The organism is Maridesulfovibrio sp. (genome assembly GCF_965230075.1).
Classification (GTDB): Bacteria; Desulfobacterota; Desulfovibrionia; order Desulfovibrionales; family Desulfovibrionaceae; genus Maridesulfovibrio.
The window spans coordinates 3,916,169-3,940,434 of sequence record NZ_OZ245945.1; the positions used below are offsets into that span (position 1 = coordinate 3,916,169).

General features: G+C 49.6%; 22 protein-coding genes. 10 read left to right on the forward strand and 12 right to left on the reverse strand.

Annotation, left to right across the window (positions count from 1 at the left end):
* Positions 1-56: 56 nt before the first annotated feature.
* Positions 57-887, reverse strand: coding sequence for an HD-GYP domain-containing protein (locus tag ACO05Z_RS17705; RefSeq protein ID WP_421903508.1), 831 nt, complete (start codon positions 885-887; stop codon positions 57-59).
* Between the two features lie 196 nt (positions 888-1,083).
* Between ACO05Z_RS17705 and ACO05Z_RS17710 the strand changes: the two genes are divergently transcribed.
* On the forward strand, positions 1,084-2,274 hold the full coding sequence (locus ACO05Z_RS17710) for an iron-containing alcohol dehydrogenase (protein WP_421903509.1): 1,191 nt from the start codon (positions 1,084-1,086) through the stop codon (positions 2,272-2,274).
* A gap of 125 nt (positions 2,275-2,399) precedes the next feature.
* Positions 2,400-3,029, forward strand: coding sequence for a hypothetical protein (locus ACO05Z_RS17715; RefSeq protein ID WP_421903510.1), 630 nt, complete (start codon positions 2,400-2,402; stop codon positions 3,027-3,029).
* Between the two features lie 72 nt (positions 3,030-3,101).
* Here the strand turns inward: ACO05Z_RS17715 and folD are convergent, their stop codons facing one another.
* From folD to ACO05Z_RS17730, 3 genes are all read right to left on the reverse strand, one after another.
* Positions 3,102-3,962 (reverse strand): bifunctional methylenetetrahydrofolate dehydrogenase/methenyltetrahydrofolate cyclohydrolase FolD, encoded by an 861-nt coding sequence (gene folD / locus ACO05Z_RS17720; protein WP_421903511.1) that lies wholly within the window; start codon positions 3,960-3,962, stop codon positions 3,102-3,104.
* Between the two features lie 179 nt (positions 3,963-4,141).
* On the reverse strand, positions 4,142-5,434 hold the full coding sequence (gene eno, locus ACO05Z_RS17725; protein WP_421903512.1) for a phosphopyruvate hydratase: 1,293 nt from the start codon (positions 5,432-5,434) through the stop codon (positions 4,142-4,144).
* Between the two features lie 82 nt (positions 5,435-5,516).
* On the reverse strand, positions 5,517-6,302 hold the full coding sequence (locus tag ACO05Z_RS17730; RefSeq protein ID WP_421903513.1) for a type III pantothenate kinase: 786 nt from the start codon (positions 6,300-6,302) through the stop codon (positions 5,517-5,519).
* A 370-nt stretch (positions 6,303-6,672) separates the two neighbouring features.
* On the opposite strand from ACO05Z_RS17730, the gene ACO05Z_RS17735 reads away from it, so the two are divergent.
* The 4 genes from ACO05Z_RS17735 to ACO05Z_RS17750 all read left to right on the forward strand — a co-directional run bounded on the left by ACO05Z_RS17735 (position 6,673) and on the right by ACO05Z_RS17750 (position 10,393).
* Positions 6,673-7,287: a MerR family transcriptional regulator gene (locus ACO05Z_RS17735; protein WP_421903514.1), complete on the forward strand. Its 615-nt coding sequence runs from the start codon at positions 6,673-6,675 to the stop codon at positions 7,285-7,287.
* A 206-nt stretch (positions 7,288-7,493) separates the two neighbouring features.
* Positions 7,494-9,392 (forward strand): molecular chaperone HtpG, encoded by a 1,899-nt coding sequence (htpG, locus tag ACO05Z_RS17740; protein ID WP_421903515.1) that lies wholly within the window; start codon positions 7,494-7,496, stop codon positions 9,390-9,392.
* 173 nt (positions 9,393-9,565) lie between these two features.
* Positions 9,566-9,931, forward strand: coding sequence for an Hpt domain-containing protein (locus ACO05Z_RS17745; protein WP_421903516.1), 366 nt, complete (start codon positions 9,566-9,568; stop codon positions 9,929-9,931).
* 96 nt (positions 9,932-10,027) lie between these two features.
* On the forward strand, positions 10,028-10,393 hold the full coding sequence (locus ACO05Z_RS17750) for a response regulator transcription factor (protein WP_421903517.1): 366 nt from the start codon (positions 10,028-10,030) through the stop codon (positions 10,391-10,393).
* 21 nt (positions 10,394-10,414) lie between these two features.
* Here ACO05Z_RS17750 and ACO05Z_RS17755 read toward each other — a convergent pair whose 3' ends face one another.
* The 7 genes from ACO05Z_RS17755 to ACO05Z_RS17785 form a co-directional block, all read right to left on the reverse strand.
* Complete coding sequence (locus tag ACO05Z_RS17755) at positions 10,415-11,041, reverse strand: LysE family translocator (protein ID WP_421903518.1); 627 nt, start codon at positions 11,039-11,041, stop codon at positions 10,415-10,417.
* Between the two features lie 80 nt (positions 11,042-11,121).
* The gene (gene purE, locus ACO05Z_RS17760) at positions 11,122-11,613 is read right to left on the reverse strand and encodes a 5-(carboxyamino)imidazole ribonucleotide mutase (RefSeq protein ID WP_421903519.1); all 492 of its coding nucleotides are present in this window, start codon (positions 11,611-11,613) and stop codon (positions 11,122-11,124) included.
* Positions 11,610-12,881 (reverse strand): phosphoribosylamine--glycine ligase, encoded by a 1,272-nt coding sequence (purD, locus tag ACO05Z_RS17765; RefSeq protein ID WP_421903520.1) that lies wholly within the window; start codon positions 12,879-12,881, stop codon positions 11,610-11,612. The genes purE and purD overlap by 4 nt, the downstream gene beginning before the upstream one ends.
* 133 nt (positions 12,882-13,014) lie before the next feature.
* On the reverse strand, positions 13,015-14,691 hold the full coding sequence (locus tag ACO05Z_RS17770; protein ID WP_421903521.1) for a methyl-accepting chemotaxis protein: 1,677 nt from the start codon (positions 14,689-14,691) through the stop codon (positions 13,015-13,017).
* 56 nt (positions 14,692-14,747) lie between these two features.
* A complete protein-coding gene (locus ACO05Z_RS17775) occupies positions 14,748-17,285 on the reverse strand; it encodes an ACT domain-containing protein (protein ID WP_421903522.1) in 2,538 nt (845 codons plus the stop codon).
* Positions 17,286-17,624 carry a P-II family nitrogen regulator gene (locus ACO05Z_RS17780; RefSeq protein WP_136675007.1) on the reverse strand — a complete coding sequence of 113 codons (339 nt, stop codon included), beginning with the start codon at positions 17,622-17,624 and terminating at the stop codon, positions 17,286-17,288. It abuts the gene before it with no gap.
* 27 nt (positions 17,625-17,651) lie between these two features.
* Positions 17,652-18,854, reverse strand: coding sequence for an ammonium transporter (locus tag ACO05Z_RS17785; RefSeq protein ID WP_421903523.1), 1,203 nt, complete (start codon positions 18,852-18,854; stop codon positions 17,652-17,654).
* A 106-nt stretch (positions 18,855-18,960) separates the two neighbouring features.
* Here ACO05Z_RS17785 and ACO05Z_RS17790 point away from each other — a divergent pair, with 106 nt between their 5' ends.
* Entirely contained in the window at positions 18,961-19,227 is a 267-nt protein-coding gene (locus ACO05Z_RS17790) for a hypothetical protein (protein WP_421903524.1), read from the forward strand.
* A gap of 83 nt (positions 19,228-19,310) precedes the next feature.
* Positions 19,311-20,246 carry a metal ABC transporter solute-binding protein, Zn/Mn family gene (locus tag ACO05Z_RS17795; RefSeq protein ID WP_421903525.1) on the forward strand — a complete coding sequence of 312 codons (936 nt, stop codon included), beginning with the start codon at positions 19,311-19,313 and terminating at the stop codon, positions 20,244-20,246.
* 78 nt (positions 20,247-20,324) lie between these two features.
* Here ACO05Z_RS17795 and ACO05Z_RS17800 read toward each other — a convergent pair whose 3' ends face one another.
* Positions 20,325-20,558 carry a hypothetical protein gene (locus ACO05Z_RS17800; RefSeq protein ID WP_421903526.1) on the reverse strand — a complete coding sequence of 78 codons (234 nt, stop codon included), beginning with the start codon at positions 20,556-20,558 and terminating at the stop codon, positions 20,325-20,327.
* 321 nt (positions 20,559-20,879) lie between these two features.
* Between ACO05Z_RS17800 and ACO05Z_RS17805 the strand changes: the two genes are divergently transcribed.
* Both ACO05Z_RS17805 and ACO05Z_RS17810 read left to right on the forward strand, forming a co-directional pair.
* Complete coding sequence (locus ACO05Z_RS17805; protein ID WP_421903527.1) at positions 20,880-22,439, forward strand: sigma-54-dependent Fis family transcriptional regulator; 1,560 nt, start codon at positions 20,880-20,882, stop codon at positions 22,437-22,439.
* 152 nt (positions 22,440-22,591) lie between these two features.
* The gene (locus ACO05Z_RS17810) at positions 22,592-24,256 is read left to right on the forward strand and encodes a hydantoinase/oxoprolinase family protein (RefSeq protein WP_421903528.1); all 1,665 of its coding nucleotides are present in this window, start codon (positions 22,592-22,594) and stop codon (positions 24,254-24,256) included.
* Positions 24,257-24,266: the final 10 nt, after the last annotated feature.

The window sequence follows — 24,266 nt, forward strand, 5'->3', positions numbered from 1 at the left end:
AGAAAGATAATAAGCACTTCTAAAAAGAAGGCAAGTATATTAGGAATGATTCTTAGTTATTTTTTTGTATCTTTTTCCAGATTCCCTGTTTTTTCCATAGGACAGGTGCTGAAATTTTCTTCCACATCCTCAAGGCCGTTCTCTTTGATATCGGCGATGAAAAGTTCGACCAGTTCCGGATCAAGGGACGGGCCGGCCAGTTTGCGCAGGATGGAAAAAGCTTTTTCAAGGTCCATGGCTTCCTGATAGCTGCGAGTGGTAGTCACTGCGTCAAAAACATCAGCAATGGAGAGGATACGTGACCCGGTCTTAATTTCATCGCCCGCTAAACCGTTAGGATATCCGGTACCGTCCAGCCGTTCATGATGCGAACGCACATATTCCAAGGCTGGACCGAGGAAATCCAGTCCGCGCAACATCTTGAATCCCCATTCCGGGTGCTGCTTGATCTCCGCCAGCATACCAGCATCAACTTTGGTATCCACATTCTGGATCAAGCGGTCACTGAAACCGATCTTGCCGATGTCGTGCAAAGTCCCGGCTACATGTACGGTCCAAATCTCATCTTCGGGAAGCCCCATCCGCTTGGCAAGACGCTCGCAGTAAAGCCCTACCCGCTCCGCATGTCCACGGGTATACGGATCACGAAGACTCAAACCTCTCGCCACGGCCTTTACGGTAGCCACAACATTGCACTTAAGCTCTTCATTGGCCTGCTCAAGTGCAAACTCTCTCGCTTCAATACGAACCATCATCAAGCCCACGGATTCCGCCAGCTCCCGCACATAGGGATCATAATCCTCGGTGGTCAGGTGCATGATGTCATTGGAATAATTTCCGCCGGAAATTTCCTGAATGCAGGTCAGCAGTTCGGTGAGTCCTTTCATGTGGCTATCCAATCTGATAAGTAAGATGTTTGCAGAGCTTTTTAAAACGCCATATAAAATCAGATTCTTTGCAAGATCAGGCAAGTACTATTCAAAAACAGGTATTCCTGTTCCGACCCCGCTCTGCCATATTGCTTTTAACAAAGACGAGCAAAGGTTTTAAACTTTTCAAAATATTTAATTAAGGAGCAGCATAATGAATTCCTCATTCAATTTCTACATTCCCACCAACATTGTTTTCGGCCCCGGCCGCATCAAAGAACTGGCATCCATGGAATTGCCCGGTGAAAAGGCCCTTATCGTAACCACTGCCGGTAAGTCCGTTATCAAGTTCGGTTATCTGGATATGGTTAAGGATGCGCTCAAGGAACACGGCATTGACTCCGTGGTCTATAATAAAATCCTGCCTAACCCCATCCTCGACCACGTAATGGAAGGCGCACAGGTTGCCCGCGACAACAATTGTGATTTCATTATCGGCCTCGGCGGCGGCAGCCCCATTGATTCCGCAAAATCCATTGCTATCATGGTCAATAACCCCGGCAACTACTGGGACTATATCCACGGTGGAACCGGAAAAGGCCAGCCCGTAACCGAACCTGTCCTACCGCTGGTAGCCATCCCCACCACCGCAGGAACCGGAACCGAATCCGACCCGTGGACCGTTATCACCAACATGGAAACTCAGGAAAAAATCGGCTTCGGTTTAGTTCCCCAGACCTTCCCGGTTATTTCCATTGTCGACCCCGAACTCATGGTCAGTATCCCCCCGCACCTGACCGCCTATCAGGGCATGGACGCATTCTTTCACGCCGCAGAAGGCTACCTTGCCAACATCAGCCAGCCCGCCAGCGACCATTTCGCTCTTGGGTCCATTGAACTGATCAACAAATACCTGCCCCGCGCAGTTAAAGACGGTAGCGACATGGAAGCCCGCACCGCACTGGCATGGGCCAGCACCCAGTCCGGTCTGGTAGAATCCACTTCCTCCTGCATTTCCCAGCACTCCATGGAACACGCTCTCTCCGCATTCGATCCGTCCGTAACCCACGGAGCAGGACTGATCATGCTCTCCATCCCCTACTTCACTTTCATGGCAGAAAAAGTCCCCGCACGATTCCCGGCCATGGCAAAAGCAATGGGTGTGGATGTAGACGCACTGCCAGAGAATGAACGCCCCATGGCTTTCATCAGCGCACTCAAAGACCTGATCAAGAACATCGGCTGCGACGACCTGAACATCAACGACTTCAAGCTTGACAAGTCCCAGTGCGAAGCCCTCGCCGAAAACGCCATGACCGCCATGGGGTTCCTGTTCAGCCTTGATCCTTACGAAATGAGCAAGGAAGAGTGTGTTGCTATTTTTGAGAAGGTGTTTGAGGGATAGGGATTGGATTAAACAAATTAATTTAATAATTTTGGGTGCTCTAGTAGAACAAAATAGGACTCCCCCTTTCTCGGTTTGAGGAAGGGGGAGTTATTACACCCAAAAACAAAATAAGAAGATCAAACATGAATATACCGAGTATTCCAGCAACAAATATTTACGCATACCTTACAACAATGGGTCTTGCTCTATTTCTTTTTGGACTATTTGTGCCTGTAGAAAAAAGTATTGATTACAAATCACAACTAAATGCAACCATGAGGGATTATAAAGTTGCCAAATTCAAAATGGCAGACATGAAACGACAGGAAAAAATACAAAAAGAAATTTTTAACATAACGAATAAAAACGAAAGAAATATTTTTATTAACTATAAGAAATACGAAAAAAACAACTCGCCTGAAGAAATAGCAAAATTAGCTAAAGAAAAACTCAAAAAAGCCAAACAAACGATCTTACGTGAAGAGAATAAGTTAGCTCAAATTCGGGAAAAACAGACTATCCTTATGGCCGATGTAGACTATCAGTATGCGATGATTGAAAACCTTAGCGAAGCGACAAAATTCAATCAAATGCTAGGGCACATATGTCTTTTGGTGTCCCCTCTTTTTTGTTGTTTTATTGTTCCATGGTGGAAGCAACAAAAAAGGCAAGAACAAATCCAAAATATTATGTACAAACAGAAACATTTAAAACGAAAAAGATCCCTTCCCCGTTGCAAACCAATGCATATCACGCGTAGAAAAACAAGTTAAAAAAACTCCCTGCCTCAAACAAGACAGGGAGTTTTCTTCAAAACTTCAAAAACACGCATAGCACCAATATTATTAAGCCCCGACATGCTCCTTATAAGCCTGTACGGTGTTGATCAGCAGCTGGGCAATGGTCATGGGCCCAACTCCGCCGGGGACAGGTGTCATGGCGGATGCTACGTCTTCCAGTGCTGCGTAATCACAGTCACCGACAAGACCTTCGTCAGTACGGTTGATACCTACGTCGACCACTACTGCGCCGTCTTTAACCATCTCTTTCTTGATGAACTTGGGAATACCGATGGCAGCGAAAACGAAATCCGCAGCTTTGACTTCCTCAGCGAGGTTGTCGGTGCGGGAGTGGCAGACAGTTACGGTGGCGTTTGCGAAATCACCGTACTGCATGAGCATCATGGCAAGGGGCTTACCTACGATGTTGGAACGACCTACTACAACGGCTTTCTTGCCGGAGGTAGGCAGGTTGTAACGTTCCAGCAGGGTCATGATACCTGCGGGGGTGCAGGAACGGAAACCGGGCAGGCCGAGCATGAGCTTGCCTACGTTCATGGGGTGGAAACCGTCCACGTCCTTGCCGGGATCGATGAGTTCGAGGCAGCGCTGGCTGTCCAGTCCCTTGGGCAGGGGCAGCTGCAGGAGGATACCATCGATGGTATCGTCTGCGTTGAGCTTCTGGATCAGGGCTTCGAGTTCTTCCTGAGAAACGGACGCATCAATACGGTGTGCAGTGGAAACAATACCCGCTTTTTCGCAGGCGATTTCCTTGTTACGCACGTAAACCTGAGATGCAGGGTCCTCGCCGACCAGAATAACGGCCAGACCGGGCGCTCTACCGTGTTTTTCTTTAAGTCCGTCTATCTCTACTTTCAGCTCTTCACGAATAGTAAGAGCTGTTTCTTTACCATTCAAAATCTGCATTGAAATTTCTCCGCTGTTTATGGCCTGTGGGTGAAAAATGCATATTGTAATTTTCTCCCACTGGCAAGAAGACAATACCCTATTCCCCCACCAACATGTAAACTACCATACCATATATACAAAAAGGGCTGCGGAAATAACCCCGCAGCCCTGTAATAAACTAAACAGTCAGGCTATTCTTAGTCTTCGCCGAAGAAAGCTTCTTTCAGAGCGGGACCGTAGTAGATGCCATCATCTTCGAGATCTTCCTCGATGCGCAGCAGCTGGTTGTACTTGGCAAGACGGTCGGAACGGCAGAGGGAGCCGGTCTTGATCTGGCCAGCGTTCAGACCTACTGCGAGGTCAGCGATGAAATGGTCGCTGGTTTCACCGGAACGGTGGGATACAACGTTGGTGTAACCTGCGGTTTTAGCCAGTTCCATGGTGTCGAGGGTTTCGGTCAGGGTACCGATCTGGTTCAGCTTGATCAGGATAGAGTTACAAGCGCCCTGCTCGATACCTTCAGCGAGGATTTCGGGGTTGGTTACGAAGAGGTCGTCACCAACGAGCTGGATTTTTTCACCGAGATCGTCAGTCATCTTCTTCCAGCCTTCCCAGTCGCCTTCTGCAAGGCCGTCTTCGATGGAGATAAGCGGGAAGCGCTCTACGAAGTCAGCGTAGAAGTCGATCATACCCTGAGCGTCGAATTCCTTGTTTTCGCCGGCCAGTACGTACTTGCCGTCTTTGTAGAATTCGGAAGCAGCAGCATCGATAGCGAGAGCTACGTCAGCACCGGGGCGGTAGCCTGCGGCTTCGATAGCTTTCATGATGTATTCGAAAGCCTGAGCGTGGGACTCAAGGTTAGGCGCGAAGCCACCTTCGTCACCAACTGCGGTGTTGTGACCGTCAGCAGCCAGCAGACCTTTCAGGGTGTGGAAAATTTCAGCACCCATGCGCAGAGCTTCAGCGAAGGTCTCAGCGCCGATGGGCATGATCATGAATTCCTGAATATCGAGGTTGTTGGGTGCGTGCTCGCCACCGTTGATGATGTTCATCAGGGGAACGGGCAGGAGCTTGCCGTTTACACCACCGAGGTACTGGTAAAGGGGAATACCGAGCAGATTTGCACCAGCGCGGGCAACAGCCATGGAAACACCGAGCATTGCGTTAGCACCAAGACGTTCTTTGTTTTCAGTACCGTCGAGTTCGATGAGGATGTTATCGATGTTGACCTGACGCAGGGCATCCTGACCAACCAGAGCTTCAGCGATCTCTTCACGAACGTTGGCAACAGCAACCTGTACGCCTTTGCCTTTGTAACGGTCTTTGTCGCCGTCACGCAGTTCGAGGGCTTCACGGGTACCGGTGGATGCTCCGGAGGGAACAGCGGCACGGCCGGTTGCGCCGGATTCAAGTACTACTTCTACTTCTACGGTGGGGTTACCTCTGGAGTCGAGAATTTCTCTCGCCCATACTGCGGTAATAGTGCTCATAACAATACTCCTTAAAAATAAATCAACACTTTCCGGTTACTTGAACTACCGGGTACGTCCCCGGCAAAAAACCTACACTAAACTATTTTTCACTGCCAAACCAAGCCATGCGCAACCCGTCCAGCAGGAGGGTCGGTTCCACATGGTCAATGGCCCGGCAGACTTCAGCGATCTTGGAGGCAAAACCTCCGGTGGCGATGAGCTCAACCTCCCCGCCGAGAGTCTTGCCCAAACGTTCGCTCAAGCCTTCAACCATGGCTGCGAACCCGAAGATAAGCCCCTGATTGAGGCTGTCTGCGGTGCTCTTGCCCGGCCTGATGGTATCGGACTCGATCTCCAAAGAAATATGCGGCAGCTTCGCTGTCCCGGATGCCAACGCCTTGGTGGATGAAAGCACACCGGGGCAGATCAGACCGCCCATGTAATCCATACCCACCACACAGTCGAAGGTGGTGGCTGTGCCGAAATCAACCACAATGAGATTCTCACTGTCGCTGATCTGACGGCCCGCAAAGGCGGTAACCAGTCTGTCTGCGCCAACTTCCCACGGCCTTTCGTACTTATTGTTCAGGCTCAGCGGTATGGAATCCGGTGCAAAACGGAGCTCGCAGGGGAAAAACCTTTCCACGGCCCGCTTCAGGATCGGGTTCATGGGCGGTACAACCGATGATACAGCCCCGCCGATGATGTCCTCATTGGAGAATCCGGCCACCCGGCAGATTTCAACGAGCTTCAAGCCCCATGAATCAGCAGTGCCCCCGGGATCGGTGGGCAGGGTGAATGAGGGTCCGATTTTATCACGGGTGGAAAAACCGATTTTGGTATTGGTGTTTCCCACATCAAAAAGTAAAATTGTTTCCGAAATCAAAGGTGAACTCCGCTGCTTGCTGGATTCTTGCTCCAAAGTCTAATACCATATTCCGCAAAAACTAAAAACATGATTGCGATACAATTGTGGTACAACCCGAGGCCAGTTTTCAATGACCGTCCGAAAAACGAAAATCACAGTTGATTTCTCTTTCCGCCCAGCCTTTTAAGACCTGTCAGGATGACCGCGTACTCCATTCTTGGAAAGGAATCAATATGGTTTTCTGATCGAAAGTGAACACAAAAATGTTCGAAATGCAACATTTTTGTAATAATTTGATAGTTTATTGACTTGGCTTGCATTAAAAATTAAAAAAAAATAATAATAAAAAAAGTTTGAATTTTCCAAGAACCCCAATGCGGAGCATGCCGTGCCAGACAAAAAACTTCTTTCCATTGCGGAAATTTCGCGCTTGCTGGAGGTCCCTGAGTCAACCCTCCACTACTGGAAAAATCGGTTCGCCCAATACCTGCCCAGTACCGGGCGCAACAGGCAGAAAAGATTCAAATCCGAAGCAGTTGAAATTTTTAAAATTATCGCCTCCATGCTCAAACAGGGCCATACAGCCGAAGACGTTATGGCCGAACTTTCCCGCAAATATCCGGTCAATGTAGCCATCGATGCGCAAGGCCCGGAAATAACGACACCTGCAGCTCCCGCCCAGATGCAACAGGCCAACCTGGAACCCGCCATTCAACTGGCGGCAGCCATGGGCACGGAAATCGCCAAATCCATCAATGAAGGGCTGAAGGGAATGCTCTCCTGCATGCCGCAGGGAGCAATATCCGAAGATGTAAAAGCCTGCATGGACAAGGCCACCGCCGACCTGAATGCCCAGAATGAAAGCATTGAAGGATTAAAAGATGAAAACACCCAGCTCAAGGAAAAGCTTTCCATCATGGAAGCAGAGTTGGTCCGGCTGCGCAAAGACCGCCGGGAAATGGAAAAGTTCCTCCTTGACAAGCTCAAAGCAGTAACTAAGTAATCCAAACGACTGAAAAGCAGCGATCTGCGGCGTTGCTGCAGAAAGCTCAAACCCTCACGTATTAAGTATACGCTTCGGTCTTGAGCTTTTCTTGCGCCTTGCATTTCACTACTTTTGAGCCGTTTGATAGTACATTAAAATTTCAATTACCTTCCGGGCGTACATTAGTAAGGCCGGAAGGAATTTTATGTTTATGGAGGAACTAAATGACTGCCCAGACAGAAAAATTCGAATTCAAGGCTGAAGTTAACCAGCTGCTGGACATCCTGGTCCACTCTCTCTACACCAACCGCGAAATTTTCCTGCGCGAACTGGTTTCCAACGCATCCGATGCCCTCGATAAAATGCGTTTCGCCATCAACAGCAATCCCGAGCTGGAAGATGAAGTGGAACCTGAAATCCTCATCGCCTACGACGAAGAGAAAAAGACCGTAACTGTGACCGATACCGGTATCGGCATGACCCGCGATGAAGTCATGACCAACATCGGTACTATCGCTCATTCCGGTTCCGCTGAGTTCGTCAAGCAGGCTGCTGAATCCAAGGAAAGCCTTGACTCCCTCATTGGCCGCTTCGGTGTCGGCTTCTACTCCATCTTCATGGTTTCCGACCACGTTGTTGTACGCACCAAGTCTTACAAAAAAGACGAACCTGCGATCCAGTGGGTATCCGATGGCAAGAACGCTTACGAACTCACCGAGGTTGCAGCTGAAATGGATCACGGAACCATCATCGAGATCCAGCTCAACGACGAAAATGCCGAGCGTTTCGGTTCCGATGACAAGCTCAAAGACATCGTCAAGCGCCACTCCAACTTCGTATCCTTCCCGATCATGATCGGCGGCGAACGCGTTAACACCGTATCCGCCCTCTGGCGTGAACCCAAGTTCCAGATCAAGCAGGAACAGTACGACGAGTTCTACAAATTCCTGACCTACGATGTGCAGCCTCCCATTGATACCCTGCACTTTTCCGTAGACGCGCCGGTACAGTTCAACTCCCTGCTCTTCATCCCCGAAAACGATCTCGACATCTTCGGCATGGACCGCGACAACTGGGGCCTCGACCTCTACGTACGCCGCGTGCTCATTGAAAAGCAGAACAAGAACCTGCTCCCCGAATACCTGAGCTTCATCAAGGGTGTGGTCGATACTGAAGACCTGCCCCTGAACATCTCCCGCGAAACCCTGCAGGACAACCTGCTCATCGGCAAGATCAGCGCCACCCTGACCAAGCAGGTTCTGGGACAGCTTGAAAAACTCGCCAAGGACGACACCGAGAAATACGCCAAATTCTGGAAAGCCCATTCCAAAATTTTCAAAGCCGGACACATGGACTTTGTCAACCGTGACAAGTTTGCCAAGCTGCTCCGCTTTGATTCCTCCAAGGCCGAAGACGATGCCCTTGTATCCTTTGCCGATTACATCGAACGAGCCAAGGAAGATCAGAAAGAAGTCTACTATTCAGTAGTTGCCAGCCGTGAGGCCGCAAACCTCAACCCGCACCTCGAAATCTTCCGCAACAAGGACATCGAAGTACTCTACCTCTACGAACCCATTGATGAATTCGTCATGGAATCCATCCGTGAACACGAAGGTTTCAACTTCGTAGCCGCTGAATACGCCGACCTTGAAAAGCTGGACAAATTCGAATCTGCCAAGAAAGAAGACGAGCCGGAACCGCTTTCCGAAGAGCAGGAAAAAGACATGGACGCACTCATCGCCAAGATGAAGGAAGTCCTCGGCGAACAGGTTGCGGAAGTGAAAGTTTCCGAACGTCTTTCCGACTCCCCCTGCCGTCTGGTCAACCCCGACGGCGCCATGACCTCTTCCATGGAAAAGCTCATGAAAGCCATGAACAAAGACAGCTCCATCCCCACCAAGACCATGGAAGTGAACGCCGACCATCCGCTGCTGCGTTCCATGCTGGAAATCTTCAAGGTTAATCCTGAAGATGAGTTCATCGCTCTTTCTTCCAACCAGCTGCTTGAATCCGCCCTGCTGCTGGAAGGTTACCTGAACGATCCCCACGCTCTCGTGGGCCGCATCCAGAGCCTGCTGACCAAGGCTGGTGGCTGGTATGCCGAACTGGAAAAGAAAGACTAGTTATAGAGCTTAAAAAAGTGCACCAAATCCCCGGTAACAACTGTTGCCGGGGATTTTTTAATTTATTTCAAATCAATGTTGCTGATAGCCCCTGCTTAAGATAAAATATCAAAGACTGACTCGGCTCTGGGCTGAAGGAGAGATACTTTCAGCCTTGCAAATTGGAGAGAAAAATGAACGTAACTGATGCCCCGCAACGCTTTGACCTGCAAAGTGCACTCAAAAGATTTTCTGGCGATCACGAATTATTGGAAGAGGCCATTGAGATATTCACAGAAGAAGCAGTGAAACACATTGCTGCAATTAAAACAAATATTGAACAGGGCAATCTGAAAGAAGCCTCCGCAAGCTCCCATACCCTGAAAAGCGAATGTGGTGCAGTAGGTGCAGTTCAGGCTCATTCATTGAGTTATGCCTTGGAAAAAGGAGCGGGAAAGGGCGACTTAAAAGAGTCCTTGGAGATATTCCCCCAATTGGAAAAGGAAATTGCACTGGCTATCAGACTTCTTCCGGAAGCAAGCAGCCAGCTTAACTTATAACGAAAACTGGATTATTAAACACTTAACAAACACACTGCTTCCTTTTTAAATCTGCTTGAGGTAGGCATAATAAATTTCTCTAAGCACCTAATTATTATGAAGACTATTTTGATCGTCGACGACGACCCTAAGATGCTTGAACTGCTCAAGCACTACCTCAAAAAAGAAGAGGTCACCGCCCTCTCCGCGTCAGACGGAGAGAAAGGTCTATCTTTGTTTGAATCCAATCCGGTCGATCTGGTCATCATTGATATTTTCATGCCCAACATGGACGGCATCCAGACCATCATGGAGCTGAAGCAGAAAAAACCGGAATGCAGCATTCTGGTAATTTCCGGCGGCGGAGAATTCACCGGCCTTGAATACTTGAAGCAGGCCAAAGCTCTCGGCGCGAAAGAAGCACTGGTCAAACCGTTCACCCAGAACGATTTCCTGACCACCGTGCGTTCTATGCTGAACTAATCTCTAAGCTTGCCAAAGCCCCTATCTTCTGGAGCAGGCCAAGCTGACACCAAGCCCCACAAAAGCAGTTCCCAGAACTTTATTTATATATCTGCAAACAGCTGTTCCCTTAATAATTTCCTTTATCTTTTCGCCGCCGCAGGCATAAATCATCATACATCCAAACGCGATAACGGTCAGCAGTCCGAGCAGAATGGCAAAATGCTGTATGGACGCCTGCCCGCTGCTGATAAACTGCGGGAACAGAGCACTGAAAAACACAATCGCCTTGGGGTTTCCGGCTGCAACCCAGAATCCCTGCAGAAACAACTTTCCGTTTGAAGTGCTATTAGCTGCATCAACCTTGTCTTCTTCAAAATTAAAGTCGCCGGACATTAGTACCCCGATACCAAGCCAGATCAGATACGCTGCTCCGGCATACTTAACCAGCATAAAAGCTGTTTCGGAGGCTGCCAGCAAAGCGCCAAGTCCGGCAATGGAGACCACTGCCTGTAAGAATGAGGCTACGGAATTACCTAAGGCCGTGGCAATCGCCCGCTTAGCTCCATATTTCACTCCGTGACTCAAAGCCAGAATCATACTCGGCCCCGGGATTATGGAGGCCAGAAAGACCGTCATTACGTAAACACCCCAAAATTCGATGGACATGGATTCCACTCCCTTAAAAAAACAAGGCCGTGCTCGAAGAAATCGAACACGGCCTTTTAATTCTATCTACATTGAAACTATTAGCCTTCCAGCTCAGCTGCGGCCTTTTCTACAGAATCAATAAAACCCTGACGGGCTTCCCTGATCTTTCCGGCCAGACCTTCGTCATGGAGAGCCAGAATCTGAGCGGCCATCCATGCAGAGTTCTTTGCGCCGACCTTATCAAGGGCAACGGTACCTACGGGGAATCCCGGAGGCATCTGGACAGTTGCCAGCAGAGCATCCATACCGCCGAGAGCAGAACCGCAGATGGGCACACCCAGAACAGGACGAATGGTTTTAGCTGCCACTGCACCTGCGAGATGCGCGGCAAGGCCTGCAGCACAGATAAAGATTTCACAACCGTTATCTTCCAGTTCCTTGACCAGTTTCGCAGTCCTTTCCGGAGTACGGTGGGCAGAGGAAACAGTGAAAACGTGGGGGATACCAAGCTTGGTCAGCAGATCAGAACAAGGCTGCATTGTGTCCTTATCTGAAATGGACCCCATGAAAATAGCTACTTTTGCACTCATTTTTTAAGACCCTTGTCACCTATGTCGCGACGAAAGTAAGCTTTGTCGAAGCTGAGTTTTTCAACTGCTTCGTAAGCCTTTTTCTGGGCTGCTCCGAGATCCGCCCCCAGAGCGGTAACACCCAGCACACGTCCGCCGCTGGTTAATGTTTTACCCTCTTCATACTTTGTCCCGGCCTGAAAGACCTTGACACCTTCAATCTTCTCAGCTTCCTCGAAACCGGTAATCTCAGCTCCCTTTTCGTAGGAACCGGGATAGCCGCCGGCCGCCATGACCACACAAAGGGTGGTCTCATCCTTGAGCTTTACTTCCACTTCCGGGAGGCGGTTCTCAACGCAGGCCAGCATGATTTCGACCAGATCGCAATCCAGACGCATCAGGAGCGGCTGGCATTCGGGGTCGCCGAAACGAACATTGTATTCAAGAACGGAAGGACCGTCTTCAGTGTACATGAGTCCGGCATAAAGGATGCCGGTGAAAGGCTCGCCGCGTTCGGCAAGCAGTTTAAGAATGGGCTTGATGACCAGTTCAGCGGTCTCAGCATATTTATCGCGAGGGAGAATAGGAGCAGGACTGTACGCGCCCATGCCTCCGGTATTGGGTCCGGTATCACCTTCACCAACAGCTTTGTGGTCCTGTGCAGAAGGCAGCAGAGCGTAATCTTCACCAGCACAGAAAGCGAGAAAGGAAGCTTCTTCACCCTTGAGGGCTTCTTCCACAACTACGCGCTCTCCGGCAGTACCGAAAACATTTTTGACCATCATGTCGTCGAGGGCTTCAAGAGCCTCTTCAACAGTTGAGGCCACGACAACACCTTTACCTGCAGCAAGGCCGTCAGCCTTAACCACGATGGGTGCGCCTTTTTCTTCTACGAACTTTTTAGCCTGTTCATATTCATCGAAAACCTGAAAAGGAGCGGTGGGAACACCGGAATCACGCATTGTGATCTTGGAAAAAGCTTTGCTGCCTTCAAGATTGGCTGCGTACGCTCCGGGACCGAAACAGGGGATACCTTCTTTGGCAAGGGCTTCTTTGATGCCCAGCACCAGAGGCAGTTCGGGGCCTGCCACAACAAGGTCGATTTTATTCTCTTTGGCAAATTTAACCAATCCGGGCAGGTCGTCATCTTTGATAGGTACGTTGGTACCATGCAGACGAGTTCCGCCGTTACCGGGTGCGATAAAAATCTCAGAGACCTTGGGACTCTGGCTTATTTTCCAAGCCAGAGCGTGTTCTCTTCCGCCTGAACCTACAACAAGTATTTTCATGAAATAAATTCCTCTTCGGATTGAGCTGAAGTGACTTGTGGGTGGTAACTGCCCCCAAACTGTTAGTTTGGCAGCAAGCATCACTTAGATAAATATTGCAGATTTGGCAAGAAAATGCGTACGCCTGAAATAATTATCCGTTAACTTTCACATCAGCGGCAATAACACCCAGTACCCTGCCCTTGGAATCAAAGAACGGGCCGGAAACCGTAATACAGTTCTCTCCGGTAGCAGAACTTTCATAAACATCGGACACATACATAGTCTGGTCTTCCACAGCTCCACTGAACCATTCCCGGCTGGACCAATCCTTTCCGCAGGCTGAACCGTCTTCGGCAAAGCTCTGCCACTGGCCGCTGATATTGCTGACCGTCTGAATTCCGTTGTGATCGGTGATGTAGAGAAGTTCGAGAAAACGGTTCTCCCTCAAGGCTCTGTGCATGGCCCGTTCCTGCAATTCCCTGTTTAGGGAAAGCACATCTGAAGATTTGGCCAGAGAATCAATCACTTCCTGCACCTTACCATTACCGACCAGCTTAAACACACCGATCATATCATCAAGATCAGCTACGCGTCCACCAAGAACGGAAACAGCTTCCCCCGCCCCGGACATAGCTTCACCAGTCTCATCTGAAATAGAATGTACTTCATTGACCGCTTCGCGCACATTGTTGCTGGCTTTAGCCTGCTGCACAGCCTCCTCAGCAATAAGGCGCACGCCATGAGAACTCTTCTCGGCAAGACCGACAATTTCTCCAAGCGCTTCTCCGGAACTGGAGGCCAGACTTGAAGCATTACCGGCCAGATCATTAATGTGATTCACCCCGGCCACGGTCATTTCCACATGTTCCTGAATCCGGCCTATCTCGGTACCCACATCACGGGTGGCTTCCATGGTCTTTTCCGCAAGGTTACGGACTTCATCGGCAACCACGGCAAATCCGCGTCCGGCATCACCGGCCCGGGCGGCCTCGATGGCAGCGTTAAGTGCCAACAGGTTGGTCTGGTCGGCAATATCGGAAATAACGGACATGATGCTGCCGATCCCCTCAGCCTGCTTACCAAGAGCCTCCACCCGGCCATTGAGTTCATTGGTGTTGCTCATGACCGTATTGATGGATTCAATAGTCTCTTCAAGGACACCTTCGCCAGCCCGTGCCCGTTCAGCAGCAGACTCGGCATCCACCGCCGCGGAATCTGCCCGCTCTACTGAATGTTGGATGGAAACATCAATCTGTTCCATGGAAGCAACCACTGAAGACAGGTACTCCAGCTGCTTCTCAGCACCATCGCTGGCCCGTGCGGATGATTCCCCCAGCATGGTGGAACTGGAACGGATTCCCTCAACAGCATTCTCTAGGGTCCCGGCAGCAGAAAGCAGCCCTTTACTACGCGCCTGTTCACCGCGCACTCTCGCATCCTCGGCCATTTTGTAGGCCTCAAGCTGACGGGAAATTTCAATTTTACACTGCTTGTCCGCCTCTTCCAGTTTTGCGCGAAGACTCTTCACATACTCTTCAAGATCAAGGGCTGAAGGCATCAACTCAGAAGTGAACTCTGTGTCACTTTTAGATTCACTTTCAGAAACAAGAGCCCCCATCCAACGGCTGACAGCAGTCCAACTATCACTAATTTTAACACTAAGCATGAATCCGGAAATACCGACCACAGCAGCCGCGCCTGCAAAAAGTCCACACAAAGGAATTACACTCTTACCCACAAATGTTTCAGGAGTAAAAATAAACGCAAGACAAAGCCCCAGCAGGACCAGCACATCAATAACAATATGAACAACAATCCTGCCAGACATAAACAACTCCTTTTAAGTAAATATTATCGGGACTACGGCTGTAAAACCGCAAAGAATCAACTGCTTCCGGTAAGGGTATATTCAAGGGCGCTGATCAGCTCCCGCAAATGGATATGATCTTCAATCCTGCCACCCTCCGGGCCTTCCACATGAAAGACATCAAAGACGGACTGTCCGGTTGTCGAAATGCGGGCCATGCGCAGGTTGATATTCATGCGCGAGAAGAAGGCGGCCATATCATAGAGGATGCCGGAACGGTCCTGGGTAATAACTTCAATGAGAGTGCATTCCCCGCTTGATTCATTATCAACACTGATCCGGGTGGGCACCCTGCTGGGTACAGATTTGGCGAGAAGGGAATTGCGTTTTTTATGCAGGCGGTAATCAAGGGCCAACCGCCCGGTGAGCGCATACATGATGGAACGCTCCACCCTACCCCAGATATCAGAAGGACAATTTACCGATGGAGCTTCTACAATAAATATATTTACTGCGGTTCCATCCGACCATGAAAATATTTCAGCGGACAGGATGTTCACCGAATGCAAGGCCAGCACCCCGCTCTGGGCAGCAAAAAGAAAATCCTGATCCTTGGCGGTGATGACCAGCTTGATACGTTTCTCGTTTTCGGTTTCAAAAACCCGGACCAGACTCAGGCCAAGCCCGCCCTTGCCGGAAGGCTTGCGCACCATATCCCGCTCATAAGTACGGCTGAATTCCAGAACCTGCTGCATGTGCAGCACAATCTCATCCGGGTCCTCGACCAGAAGATATCGTTCAGGCATGCAGCCGATCAGAGACTCAACCAATCCGGAATCAATCACACCTTCAGCTCGCTCACGAATGCGGTTCACGGTTTCGCCAAGCTGCTCACCGGAATCAATTTCTGTAAAAGAATCGTCAGTCAGCACCAGTTCCAACCCGGCATAGATCTCACGCAGCAAGGATTCACTCCATGAATTCCAAACCCGAGGCCCTGTGGCCATGGAGTCAGCCATGGAAAGAATGAAAAGCATGCGCAAACGACGCAGGGAGCCAACCTTTCCAGCTATCTTCCGCAAAGCATCTACAGAGCTTAAATCAATTGAGCGTGAGGAACGGATCAGGAGTAAATGTTCGCGAACCAGAAAGACGACATCTTCCTTAAATCGGGCGGGGAAGTCTGTACGGGAGAGGATTTCTCCGGCAATTTCAGCTCCGCGCTCACTGTGGTTACGCTTGCCCTTACCGATATCGTGAAAGAACGCGCCTAGCAGCAGAGCATCAAAGTCTGAAGCGGAAATACATTTTCCACCTTCGGAAAATTCATTACGGAAAATATCGCAGCACTTATGAACCGTAAGCAATGAATGCCGACCCGGAGGATACTGATGGTAGCCGTCATAGGGAACCAACTCGGAAACCTTGGAAAACTCCGGAAGGAAAGAGCTAAAGATACCACTGTCCAGCATCTCCACGGATGCCCGCCAACCGAATTCGCCTTTAAAGATATCAATGAGCATCTTCAGGGAACGGGTCAGACTGATACCACTTGCGGAATCAATAGCTGTTACAGTCCGTCGGGCCTCACGGGTCAGAGGAGCCCCGGTACGGGACTTAATGCCAAAAACTTCCAGCCCGGCTTCAAGTCCGGCTATACCGCGATGATCAATAAATGAACGGGATTCAGCATCAAAAGACTCACGGTAGAGGGCGTCACCCATGGAACGCACCCGGACCATGGCCTGATGAATCGAAGTAAGCAATTCATTACCACGCTTTGCCGGATCATAGCCTTTAACTCCACAGAGCGCGGCAACGTCCGGCAAAATCTCAATGATCAACTTATCCTGCTTGCGCTTACGCAAATAATGCACAGCAGAGCGGGCCTGCATAAGCAATGCCTCGTCCCTGCAGAGATCAATCAAATCCGTTTTGTTCAGGGGAAAATAGTCCCCCTTTATATCCGCACACCAGCGAATGAACTGCACATCGCGCAGGGTCCCCCAGCCGTTTTTCAAATCCGGTTCAAGGACAACAGAGTCCATTCCCTTTCCGGTCTTGGAACGGTTCTCCCACAAAATATGGCAGAACTCATCTCCAGCAACAGGAAGGACCTTTGCCCTGAATTCTTCCGATAGCCGCCGGAACAATTCGTCACGCCCGGCAATAAACCGTAAATCAAGCAATGAAGCCAGCACCTTGAAGTCGGACATTGCCAATTCAAGATTCTGTTCCACGCTGCGCACGCCGTGCCCCACATCGAACTTGAGATCCCAGAGAGGATGAAAAAGAAAGGAAGCCAGATCTTCGAGATCATTCTGTACTGATAGGTCAGTGAGAATCAAAACATCAATATCTGAAAATGGAGCCAGTTGACCGCGCCCGTAGCCGCCGACAGCAACAATGGACAGGTCATCATAAGAGGAGAGGATTCCCTCGGAAACAGCTTCCCGGACCCTTGCCCTGAAATACTCATCCACCAGATCACAGAGTTGCTGCGGAAAATCCCGCGGCATGCTCTTGGAGCATGCCGCGAGGAGTATTTCACGTCCCGCCAATAACCTGTCTACAGACGAATCAAGGGACGATCCGGGGGGATTTTCAGCATTCATCTAGATTGCGTCCGGACCGGTCTCACCAGTACGTATACGCACCACTTCTTCAACCGGAATTACGAATATTTTGCCGTCGCCGACCTTTCCGGTCTTGGCGGCTTCGCTGACTGCGTCAATTACTTCGGGAACCCGTTCAGCATCGACTACAATCTCGATCTTGGTCTTGGCAATGAAGTCCACCTGATACTCGGCACCACGGTAGACTTCCTTGTGTCCACCCTGACGCCCAAAACCTTTGACATCAGTAACGGTCATACCTTTGAGGCCGAGAGCGGCAATAGCATCCTTTACATCATCGACCTTAAAAGGCCGCACAATTATTTCAATCTTTCTCATGTTTGTATGTCCTGTAAGTGTGGTGGGTTAAATCTGGTAACCAGTCTCGCTGTGATCGGAAACATCCATACCGGCCACTTCCTCTTCTTCGGAAGGACGCAGACCGTAGAACTTGTCGATCAACTTAAACAGAATCCAGCTCACCGCAAAGCAGTAAACCCAAGTAGCAATGCAGGATTCAATCTGAATCCAAAGCTGGGAGGCATTACCGTAGAAAAGGCCTTCCGCACCGATACTGGCAAAGAGTCCGGTAGCGATAGCCCCGTAAGTTCCGCCAAGCCCGTGAATACCAACAACGTCAAGAGAATCATCATAACCGAACTTAGATTTCATGAGCACACCGCCGTAGCAGACGATACCGCCACCAAAACCGATAACGATAGAAGCCATGGGAGTTACAAAACCGGCCGCCGGGGTGATGGCGACCAATCCGGCTACAGCACCGGAAGCAGCACCGAGAGTTGTGGGTTTGCCGCCATGCATGGCTTCAACCAGCAACCAGCCGAGAACCGCGGCAGCCGCAGCAAGGTGAGTGGTAACAAAAGCGTTGGCAGCAAGGCCGTCTGCAGCAAGAGCAGAGCCTGCGTTGAAACCGAACCAGCCGAACCAGAGCATGCCTGCACCAAGCAGGGTCATGGGCAGGTTGTGCGGAATAAAAGGTTCTTTACCATATCCCTTACGCTTACCCACAATCAAACAACCGGCCAAAGCTGCTGCTGCGGAACTCATATGCACAACCGCACCGCCCGCAAAGTCGAGAGCACCATGGTCGCCCATCCAGCCTCCGCCCCAAACCCAGTGACACATGGGAGCGTAAACAAGGACAACCCAGAAGGCGCTGAAAAGCAGCAAGGCACCAAACTTCATGCGCTCGGCAAATGCTCCAGTGATCAGTGCGGGGGTGATAACCGCAAACATGCACTGGAAGACCATGAAAAGAAGATGAGGCAGGTTATCGGCAGGACTGTTGACCGTATCCATGCCCACACCGTTCAGGGCAAAGAAATCCATACCGCCGATGATGCCGCCGATGTCGGTTCCAAAGGACAGGGAATATCCAATTACCGCCCAGACAATGGAAACAAGTCCGAGCATGATAAAACTCTGCATGATAGTAGCCAGTACGTTTTTGCTGCGTACCATGCCGCCGTAGAAAAGAGCCAGCCCCGGAGTCATGAACATGACCAGAGCTGCACAAATAAGTATAAATGAAGTATCCGCCGAATTCATTTTTAATCAACCCCCGTTGATTCTAGGTCTTGTTTTTACAATTTCGTCTCTAAAATCGTTTCTAATGCTTCTTTTTTTACAATTTTAGAAAAACCAGCCTTCAAAAATGCATTTTAGATACAATCAAAGCACACTTTGTGCCAAAACAGAAAACTTCATACTCTCAAAAACAAGAAATAGACATCAAAAAAACATATTTGGAAATTTACAAAGAAAATTAAACCTATCTTTCCATCATTTAAACAATAAGATAAACAAATACAAAGAAACCATTATCCCGAAATTCGGAAATGAAGAACAAATTAACATTATTATTTTTCAAGCTGAGATAAAAACAGGCGCAAAAGAAGGGATGATTCAAAAGAATATATGATGGCAACTAGGATTGACATCATATATGATATGATTCAGTCTCGACCAAATGAAAATGAATCTCAAACACAGAGGGTAACAACAATGAAATCAAGAACAATAATTCTGGGAACCATAACAGCCATGCTGATCAGCTGCTCTGCAGCCCTTGCAGGACAGATTCAGACAACAGTATCCATCGCACCGGTTAAATATTTTGTGGAAAGAATCGGAGGCGAGAACGTAAAAGCAAACATAATGGTCAAGGCAGGCAGCAGTCCGGCCACCTATGAACCCCAACCAAAACAAATGGCCGAACTTAGCAAGTCAGAAATATACTTTGCTATTGGCGTTCCCTTTGAAAAAGCATGGCTCCCGAGATTCAAATCAGCCAACAAAAACCTTGAAATCATCAGTCTCGGACAAGAGGTGGTTCACCGCTCCATGAAAGCGCACGTCCACAAACACGAAGGACACGAGCATAAACATGAGCACCATACAGAAAACGGACACCATAAGGACCATGACCACGACGCTCTCCACAACGAACCACACATCAAAGACCCTCATGTATGGCTTTCACCGTCATTAGTCAGAATCATGAGCCAAAAGATCAGAGACACTTTGATTGAGCACGATCCTGCAAACACCGACACCTACATTCGCAATTACCTGAACTTTGCATCCGAAATTAACAGCGTTGACGCTGACCTGCTGAAAATCTTCACCCATAAAGGGCAGGAATTCAGCTTTATGGTCTACCATCCTTCATGGGGATACTTTGCTGACACTTATGGACTGACCCAGATCCCCATTGAATTGGAAGGAAAGGATCCCAGCCCCAAAGAGCTGGCTCAACTAATTGAGTTCGCCAAAGACAATTCAGTTAAAGCAATTTTCGTTCAGCCCCAGTTTTCTCAGAAAAGCGCACAGACAATAGCAAAGGCAATAGGAGCGCAAGTTCTGGTTGCCAACCCTCTCGCAGAGGACTGGCCGGGCAACCTGCGCCGCACAGCCAAGGCATTTGCAAAACAAAACTAAACAAAAAGCCCGTTCATCATAAGATGAACGGGCTTTTTATAGGCGATCATCCCACCGCAAAGGCAGGACACAAAACTACTAAAAACTGATTACTCCCATCAGGGTAGCCATAAAAGCGATAGGAGCACGGAGCTTAAAAGAAAAAGAGCTTGTTACCGGCATTTCAGCGGAAAGTTTGCTGCGCAGATCTTTAAATGCCTGATCCATTTCACGACAACTATCTAAACGCTCTCTTTTAGCCTGTTTGGCTTCAGTTCTTAAGAGAGCCATATCTTCACGATGCATGGACATTAAAGTTTCAACACTACTCATCAGATCATCTCCGTATATTCGAGGAATTGCGTCGAATTTGCTTTTAAAAAGGTTATGGACCGGAGAGCCCGGAGGGGTCGGGGAGGTGGAGTGGGCTCTCCGGTCCATACTTGACTAACAAGCTATTTTTCTTAGAGCACCATCCGTGCCAAACTTTATCAAGAGCTGCTGACAGCGCAGTTTTAAAGGCATGACTCAACGCCATCAGCTCTTCTCTCAATTATTCAATGTGTAATCCGTGTTGACCAAGCACAACTTTAACTATATATCATGATTATTCTTAAATAACACAATCAAACAATCCGATCAAAACTCATTATTATGACTATATCTGTAAATGATTACAAGGCCCTTTCTAAAGAATTAGACCCGGAAAAATTGCAGCAGCAAATCCTGACCCTGCTGCTTAAGCTGCAAAATGTTGAGCGCGGTTCACTTTGGCTGGAACGCGACGGCATGTATGAATGTGTCGAAGCCCTAGGCGATAAGAGTGAAAATGTTAAGGGGATCAGAATTTCCCCAAAGGAAAAAAGCATCGTGGGCTGGGTCATTCAAAATGGTAAGATGACCATTGCCGAAGCTGGCGACTCACGCCACTACAGCTTATTGGAAAAAAATTTCAAAATTAAAAGTCGCTTGATCCTCTGCTTTCCACTTAAACTTGAAGGACAGGAAGTATACGGAGCAGTGCAGGTCATTGACACCAGCGCAGCAGGGGAACAGCTCAACCTTGACCCGGCTTACCTGACCATGCTGCAGGACATGGTGGACATCGGCTCCATTTCCTTGCGCAACTCCATTGAATTTCAAAAACAGCGTATTGAATTCGCCCAGCTCAGCCGGACCTTAAGCAGCATCCGCAACAACAAAACAATTGTGGGTAAAAGCCAATCCGTAAACAAGGCCCTCAAGCTGGTCAAAAATTACGGAGCCACCAACTATCCGGTACTGCTCTACGGTGAATCCGGGACCGGTAAGGAACTCTTTGCCGAAGAAATACACGCCCAGAGCTCACGAGCCCAGAAGCCGTTCTTAACCCAGAACTGCAGCGCCATCCCCGAAAACCTGCTGGAAAGTGAACTTTTCGGTTATGTGAAAGGTGCATTTACCGGAGCCACCAGCAATAAATCCGGCCTATTTGAAGCTGCAGACGGCGGCACGGTCTTCCTTGATGAAATCGGGGACATGGATATCAACCTGCAAGCCAAGCTGCTGCGCGTGTTGCAGGAAAGCGAAATCAAACCCCTTGGCGGAACCCAGACCAAGAAAATTGACATCCGCATCATTTCGGCCACCAACCGCAACCTCGAAGAGGACGTGCGTTCCGGCAGATTCAGGGAAGACTTATACTACAGGCTCAACGTCCTCCCCCTCAAACTACCTGCCCTGCGCGAACGCAAAGAAGACATCCACATGTTGACCGGGCATTTCCTAAGCCGTGAAGCCTCCCATAGTCATATGCTGCCCAAAAATATGTCCAGTGAAGCCATGTCCGCCATGGAAAACTACAATTGGCCGGGCAACATCCGTGAGCTGGAAAACATGGTCAAACAATTTCAGGCCATGGTTCCCGGTGACACCATCTCCATAAAAGATCTGCCCTTGCACATCGTCCACCCCGGCACCAAACCGCCTGTGGAGAGACTTCAACATAAGCGAGGGGAAGCAAAACAGACAAAAGAAGAACCACGCGAAGACCTCAGTTCATTGACTTGGAAAGAAATGGAATACGAATACATAATGAAACTGCTGGAAAAATACCGCTGGAATATCAGCCGAGCAGCAAGGGCAGCAGAAGTAAACCGTTCCACCTTTGATTCGCGTATGAAAAAACTTGGCATAAACAAGAACAATTACCCCATCCGTAAACTAGAAGCATAAAACCGCTCACGGACACATCAGGCCGCTGACGGTAAAAGCTCTGGACGTCAACATTGGCCGGGTGCTAGAGAAATGAATGGATCTATTCATTAATATAATAATGCTCACCAGCCTCCCGCATGATGCGGGGGAAGAATTCAAGGATATATCAGATGCTCCTTCTCGGAATTGATGTCGGCGGAACCCATACAGACGCCGTTGCCATAGGTCCTGACGGACTGGAAGCGCAGGTCAAGGTTGCCACTGAGCATGACAACCTGCTCTCCTCCATCAGGAACAGCCTTGGAGAGATTCTCCGCCACACCGACCCGTCGCGCATACGCCAGCTGAACCTGTCCACCACCCTGTCCACCAACTCCATTGTGGAAGGAAACTACGAAGATGTGGGCGTCATTGTCTCCGCAGGACCGGGACTCGATCCCCATTCTTTCATGACCTGCAAGGATTTCCACGTCATCCCCGGATCGCTGGATCACCGTGGATCTGAAACCAAACGGCTGGACAACCTGTCCCTTGAAGAAGCCATTGTCTCCTGCCGCAACGCCGGAATCAAGGTCTATGCTGCGGTCACCAAATTTTCCCCCCGCAATCCGGCTCACGAAAAATCCATTGAGCTGGCCATCGGCGACAATGCAGACTTCATCACTCTCGGCCACCAACTCACCGGGAGGTTGAACTTCCCGCGCCGCATTTCCACTGCTTTCTATAATTGTGCCGTCTGGCGGGTCTTCAACAAATTCGCTGACGCCATTTCCGACACCCTTGATGAAATGGGACTCGGACAGATCAAGGTAAACATCCTCAAGGCCGACGGCGGGACCATGCCATTGGACCTGTCGCGCAAGGTTCCGGTGCAATCAATTTTTTCCGGTCCGGCAGCAAGTGTCATGGGCATCATCGCCCTGTGCAATATCACCCATGACTCCATCATCTACGACATCGGCGGAACCACCACTGATATAGCAATTTTCGCCGGAGGCAGCCCGCTTATCGAGCAGGAAGGCATCCACATAGGTTCCCATCCCACCCTTGTGCGGGCCTTGAAAGTCCATTCCATTGGCATCGGCGGAGACTCTGCCATATCAATCCTTGACGGCAGCGTCCGGGTCGGTCCCAACCGTCTCGGTCCATCCATCGCTTTCGGTGGCGAAATACCCACCCTGACCGATGCACTTATCTGGAAAGATTCCTGCGACTGCGGCAATACCGAACTCTCTAAATCCGGTTTCACTGCTTTCGCCGCCAAACACGGTCTGGAAGCAGATGAACTTGCCGATCAGGCTATCGGATACGCTGTAGACAAAATCCATGATTCCACCCGTTCCCTTGTGGATGAGATCAACCAGCAACCGGTCTATACTATCCACGAACTGCTGGAGAACAGGAAGATCATTCCCCGCAAGATCTACATTATGGGCGGTCCGGCACAGGCCATGAAAATGGACGTTTTCCGCAAGTTCCGTCTTTCCACCGAAGTGCCCCGGAACTACGATGTAGCCAACGCCATCGGTGCTGCCCTGACCCGAACAACCACCGAACTGGAACTTTTCGCCGACACCGAACGCGGCCTCATGTTCATCCCCTCTCTGGGACACCGCGAGAACATCCCCCGCAACTACAGGATCGAAGACGCGGAAAAAGACGCCATGAACCACCTGCTGGCCCATCTGGGCGAAATGCACGTGGCCTCGGACGGGTCCAATGCCCAAATCACCAGTTCCTCATCATTTAATATGGTCAACGGAGCAAGCACAGTCGGGCGCAATATCAGGGTAAAATGTCAGATTAAACCCGGCGTGGACCGGACATATTCATAAACGGAGTTAA

Excerpts from the sequence above, each read along its gene's own strand:
- ACO05Z_RS17705 (WP_421903508.1), bottom strand. The coding sequence starts at position 887 with ATGAAAGGACTCACCGAACTGCTGACCTGCATTCAGGAAATTTCCGGC.
- ACO05Z_RS17710 (WP_421903509.1), top strand. The coding sequence starts at position 1,084 with ATGAATTCCTCATTCAATTTCTACATTCCCACCAACATTGTTTTCGGC.
- ACO05Z_RS17715 (WP_421903510.1), top strand. The coding sequence starts at position 2,400 with ATGAATATACCGAGTATTCCAGCAACAAATATTTACGCATACCTTACA.
- folD (WP_421903511.1), bottom strand. The coding sequence starts at position 3,962 with ATGCAGATTTTGAATGGTAAAGAAACAGCTCTTACTATTCGTGAAGAG.
- eno (WP_421903512.1), bottom strand. The coding sequence starts at position 5,434 with ATGAGCACTATTACCGCAGTATGGGCGAGAGAAATTCTCGACTCCAGA.
- htpG (WP_421903515.1), top strand. The coding sequence starts at position 7,494 with ATGACTGCCCAGACAGAAAAATTCGAATTCAAGGCTGAAGTTAACCAG.
- ACO05Z_RS17745 (WP_421903516.1), top strand. The coding sequence starts at position 9,566 with ATGAACGTAACTGATGCCCCGCAACGCTTTGACCTGCAAAGTGCACTC.
- ACO05Z_RS17750 (WP_421903517.1), top strand. The coding sequence starts at position 10,028 with ATGAAGACTATTTTGATCGTCGACGACGACCCTAAGATGCTTGAACTG.
- ACO05Z_RS17755 (WP_421903518.1), bottom strand. The coding sequence starts at position 11,041 with ATGTCCATCGAATTTTGGGGTGTTTACGTAATGACGGTCTTTCTGGCC.
- purE (WP_421903519.1), bottom strand. The coding sequence starts at position 11,613 with ATGAGTGCAAAAGTAGCTATTTTCATGGGGTCCATTTCAGATAAGGAC.
- purD (WP_421903520.1), bottom strand. The coding sequence starts at position 12,881 with ATGAAAATACTTGTTGTAGGTTCAGGCGGAAGAGAACACGCTCTGGCT.
- ACO05Z_RS17770 (WP_421903521.1), bottom strand. The coding sequence starts at position 14,691 with ATGTCTGGCAGGATTGTTGTTCATATTGTTATTGATGTGCTGGTCCTG.
- ACO05Z_RS17775 (WP_421903522.1), bottom strand. The coding sequence starts at position 17,285 with ATGAATGCTGAAAATCCCCCCGGATCGTCCCTTGATTCGTCTGTAGAC.
- ACO05Z_RS17780 (WP_136675007.1), bottom strand. The coding sequence starts at position 17,624 with ATGAGAAAGATTGAAATAATTGTGCGGCCTTTTAAGGTCGATGATGTA.
- ACO05Z_RS17785 (WP_421903523.1), bottom strand. The coding sequence starts at position 18,854 with ATGAATTCGGCGGATACTTCATTTATACTTATTTGTGCAGCTCTGGTC.
- ACO05Z_RS17790 (WP_421903524.1), top strand. The coding sequence starts at position 18,961 with ATGCATTTTAGATACAATCAAAGCACACTTTGTGCCAAAACAGAAAAC.
- ACO05Z_RS17795 (WP_421903525.1), top strand. The coding sequence starts at position 19,311 with ATGAAATCAAGAACAATAATTCTGGGAACCATAACAGCCATGCTGATC.
- ACO05Z_RS17800 (WP_421903526.1), bottom strand. The coding sequence starts at position 20,558 with ATGAGTAGTGTTGAAACTTTAATGTCCATGCATCGTGAAGATATGGCT.
- ACO05Z_RS17805 (WP_421903527.1), top strand. The coding sequence starts at position 20,880 with ATGACTATATCTGTAAATGATTACAAGGCCCTTTCTAAAGAATTAGAC.
- ACO05Z_RS17810 (WP_421903528.1), top strand. The coding sequence starts at position 22,592 with ATGCTCCTTCTCGGAATTGATGTCGGCGGAACCCATACAGACGCCGTT.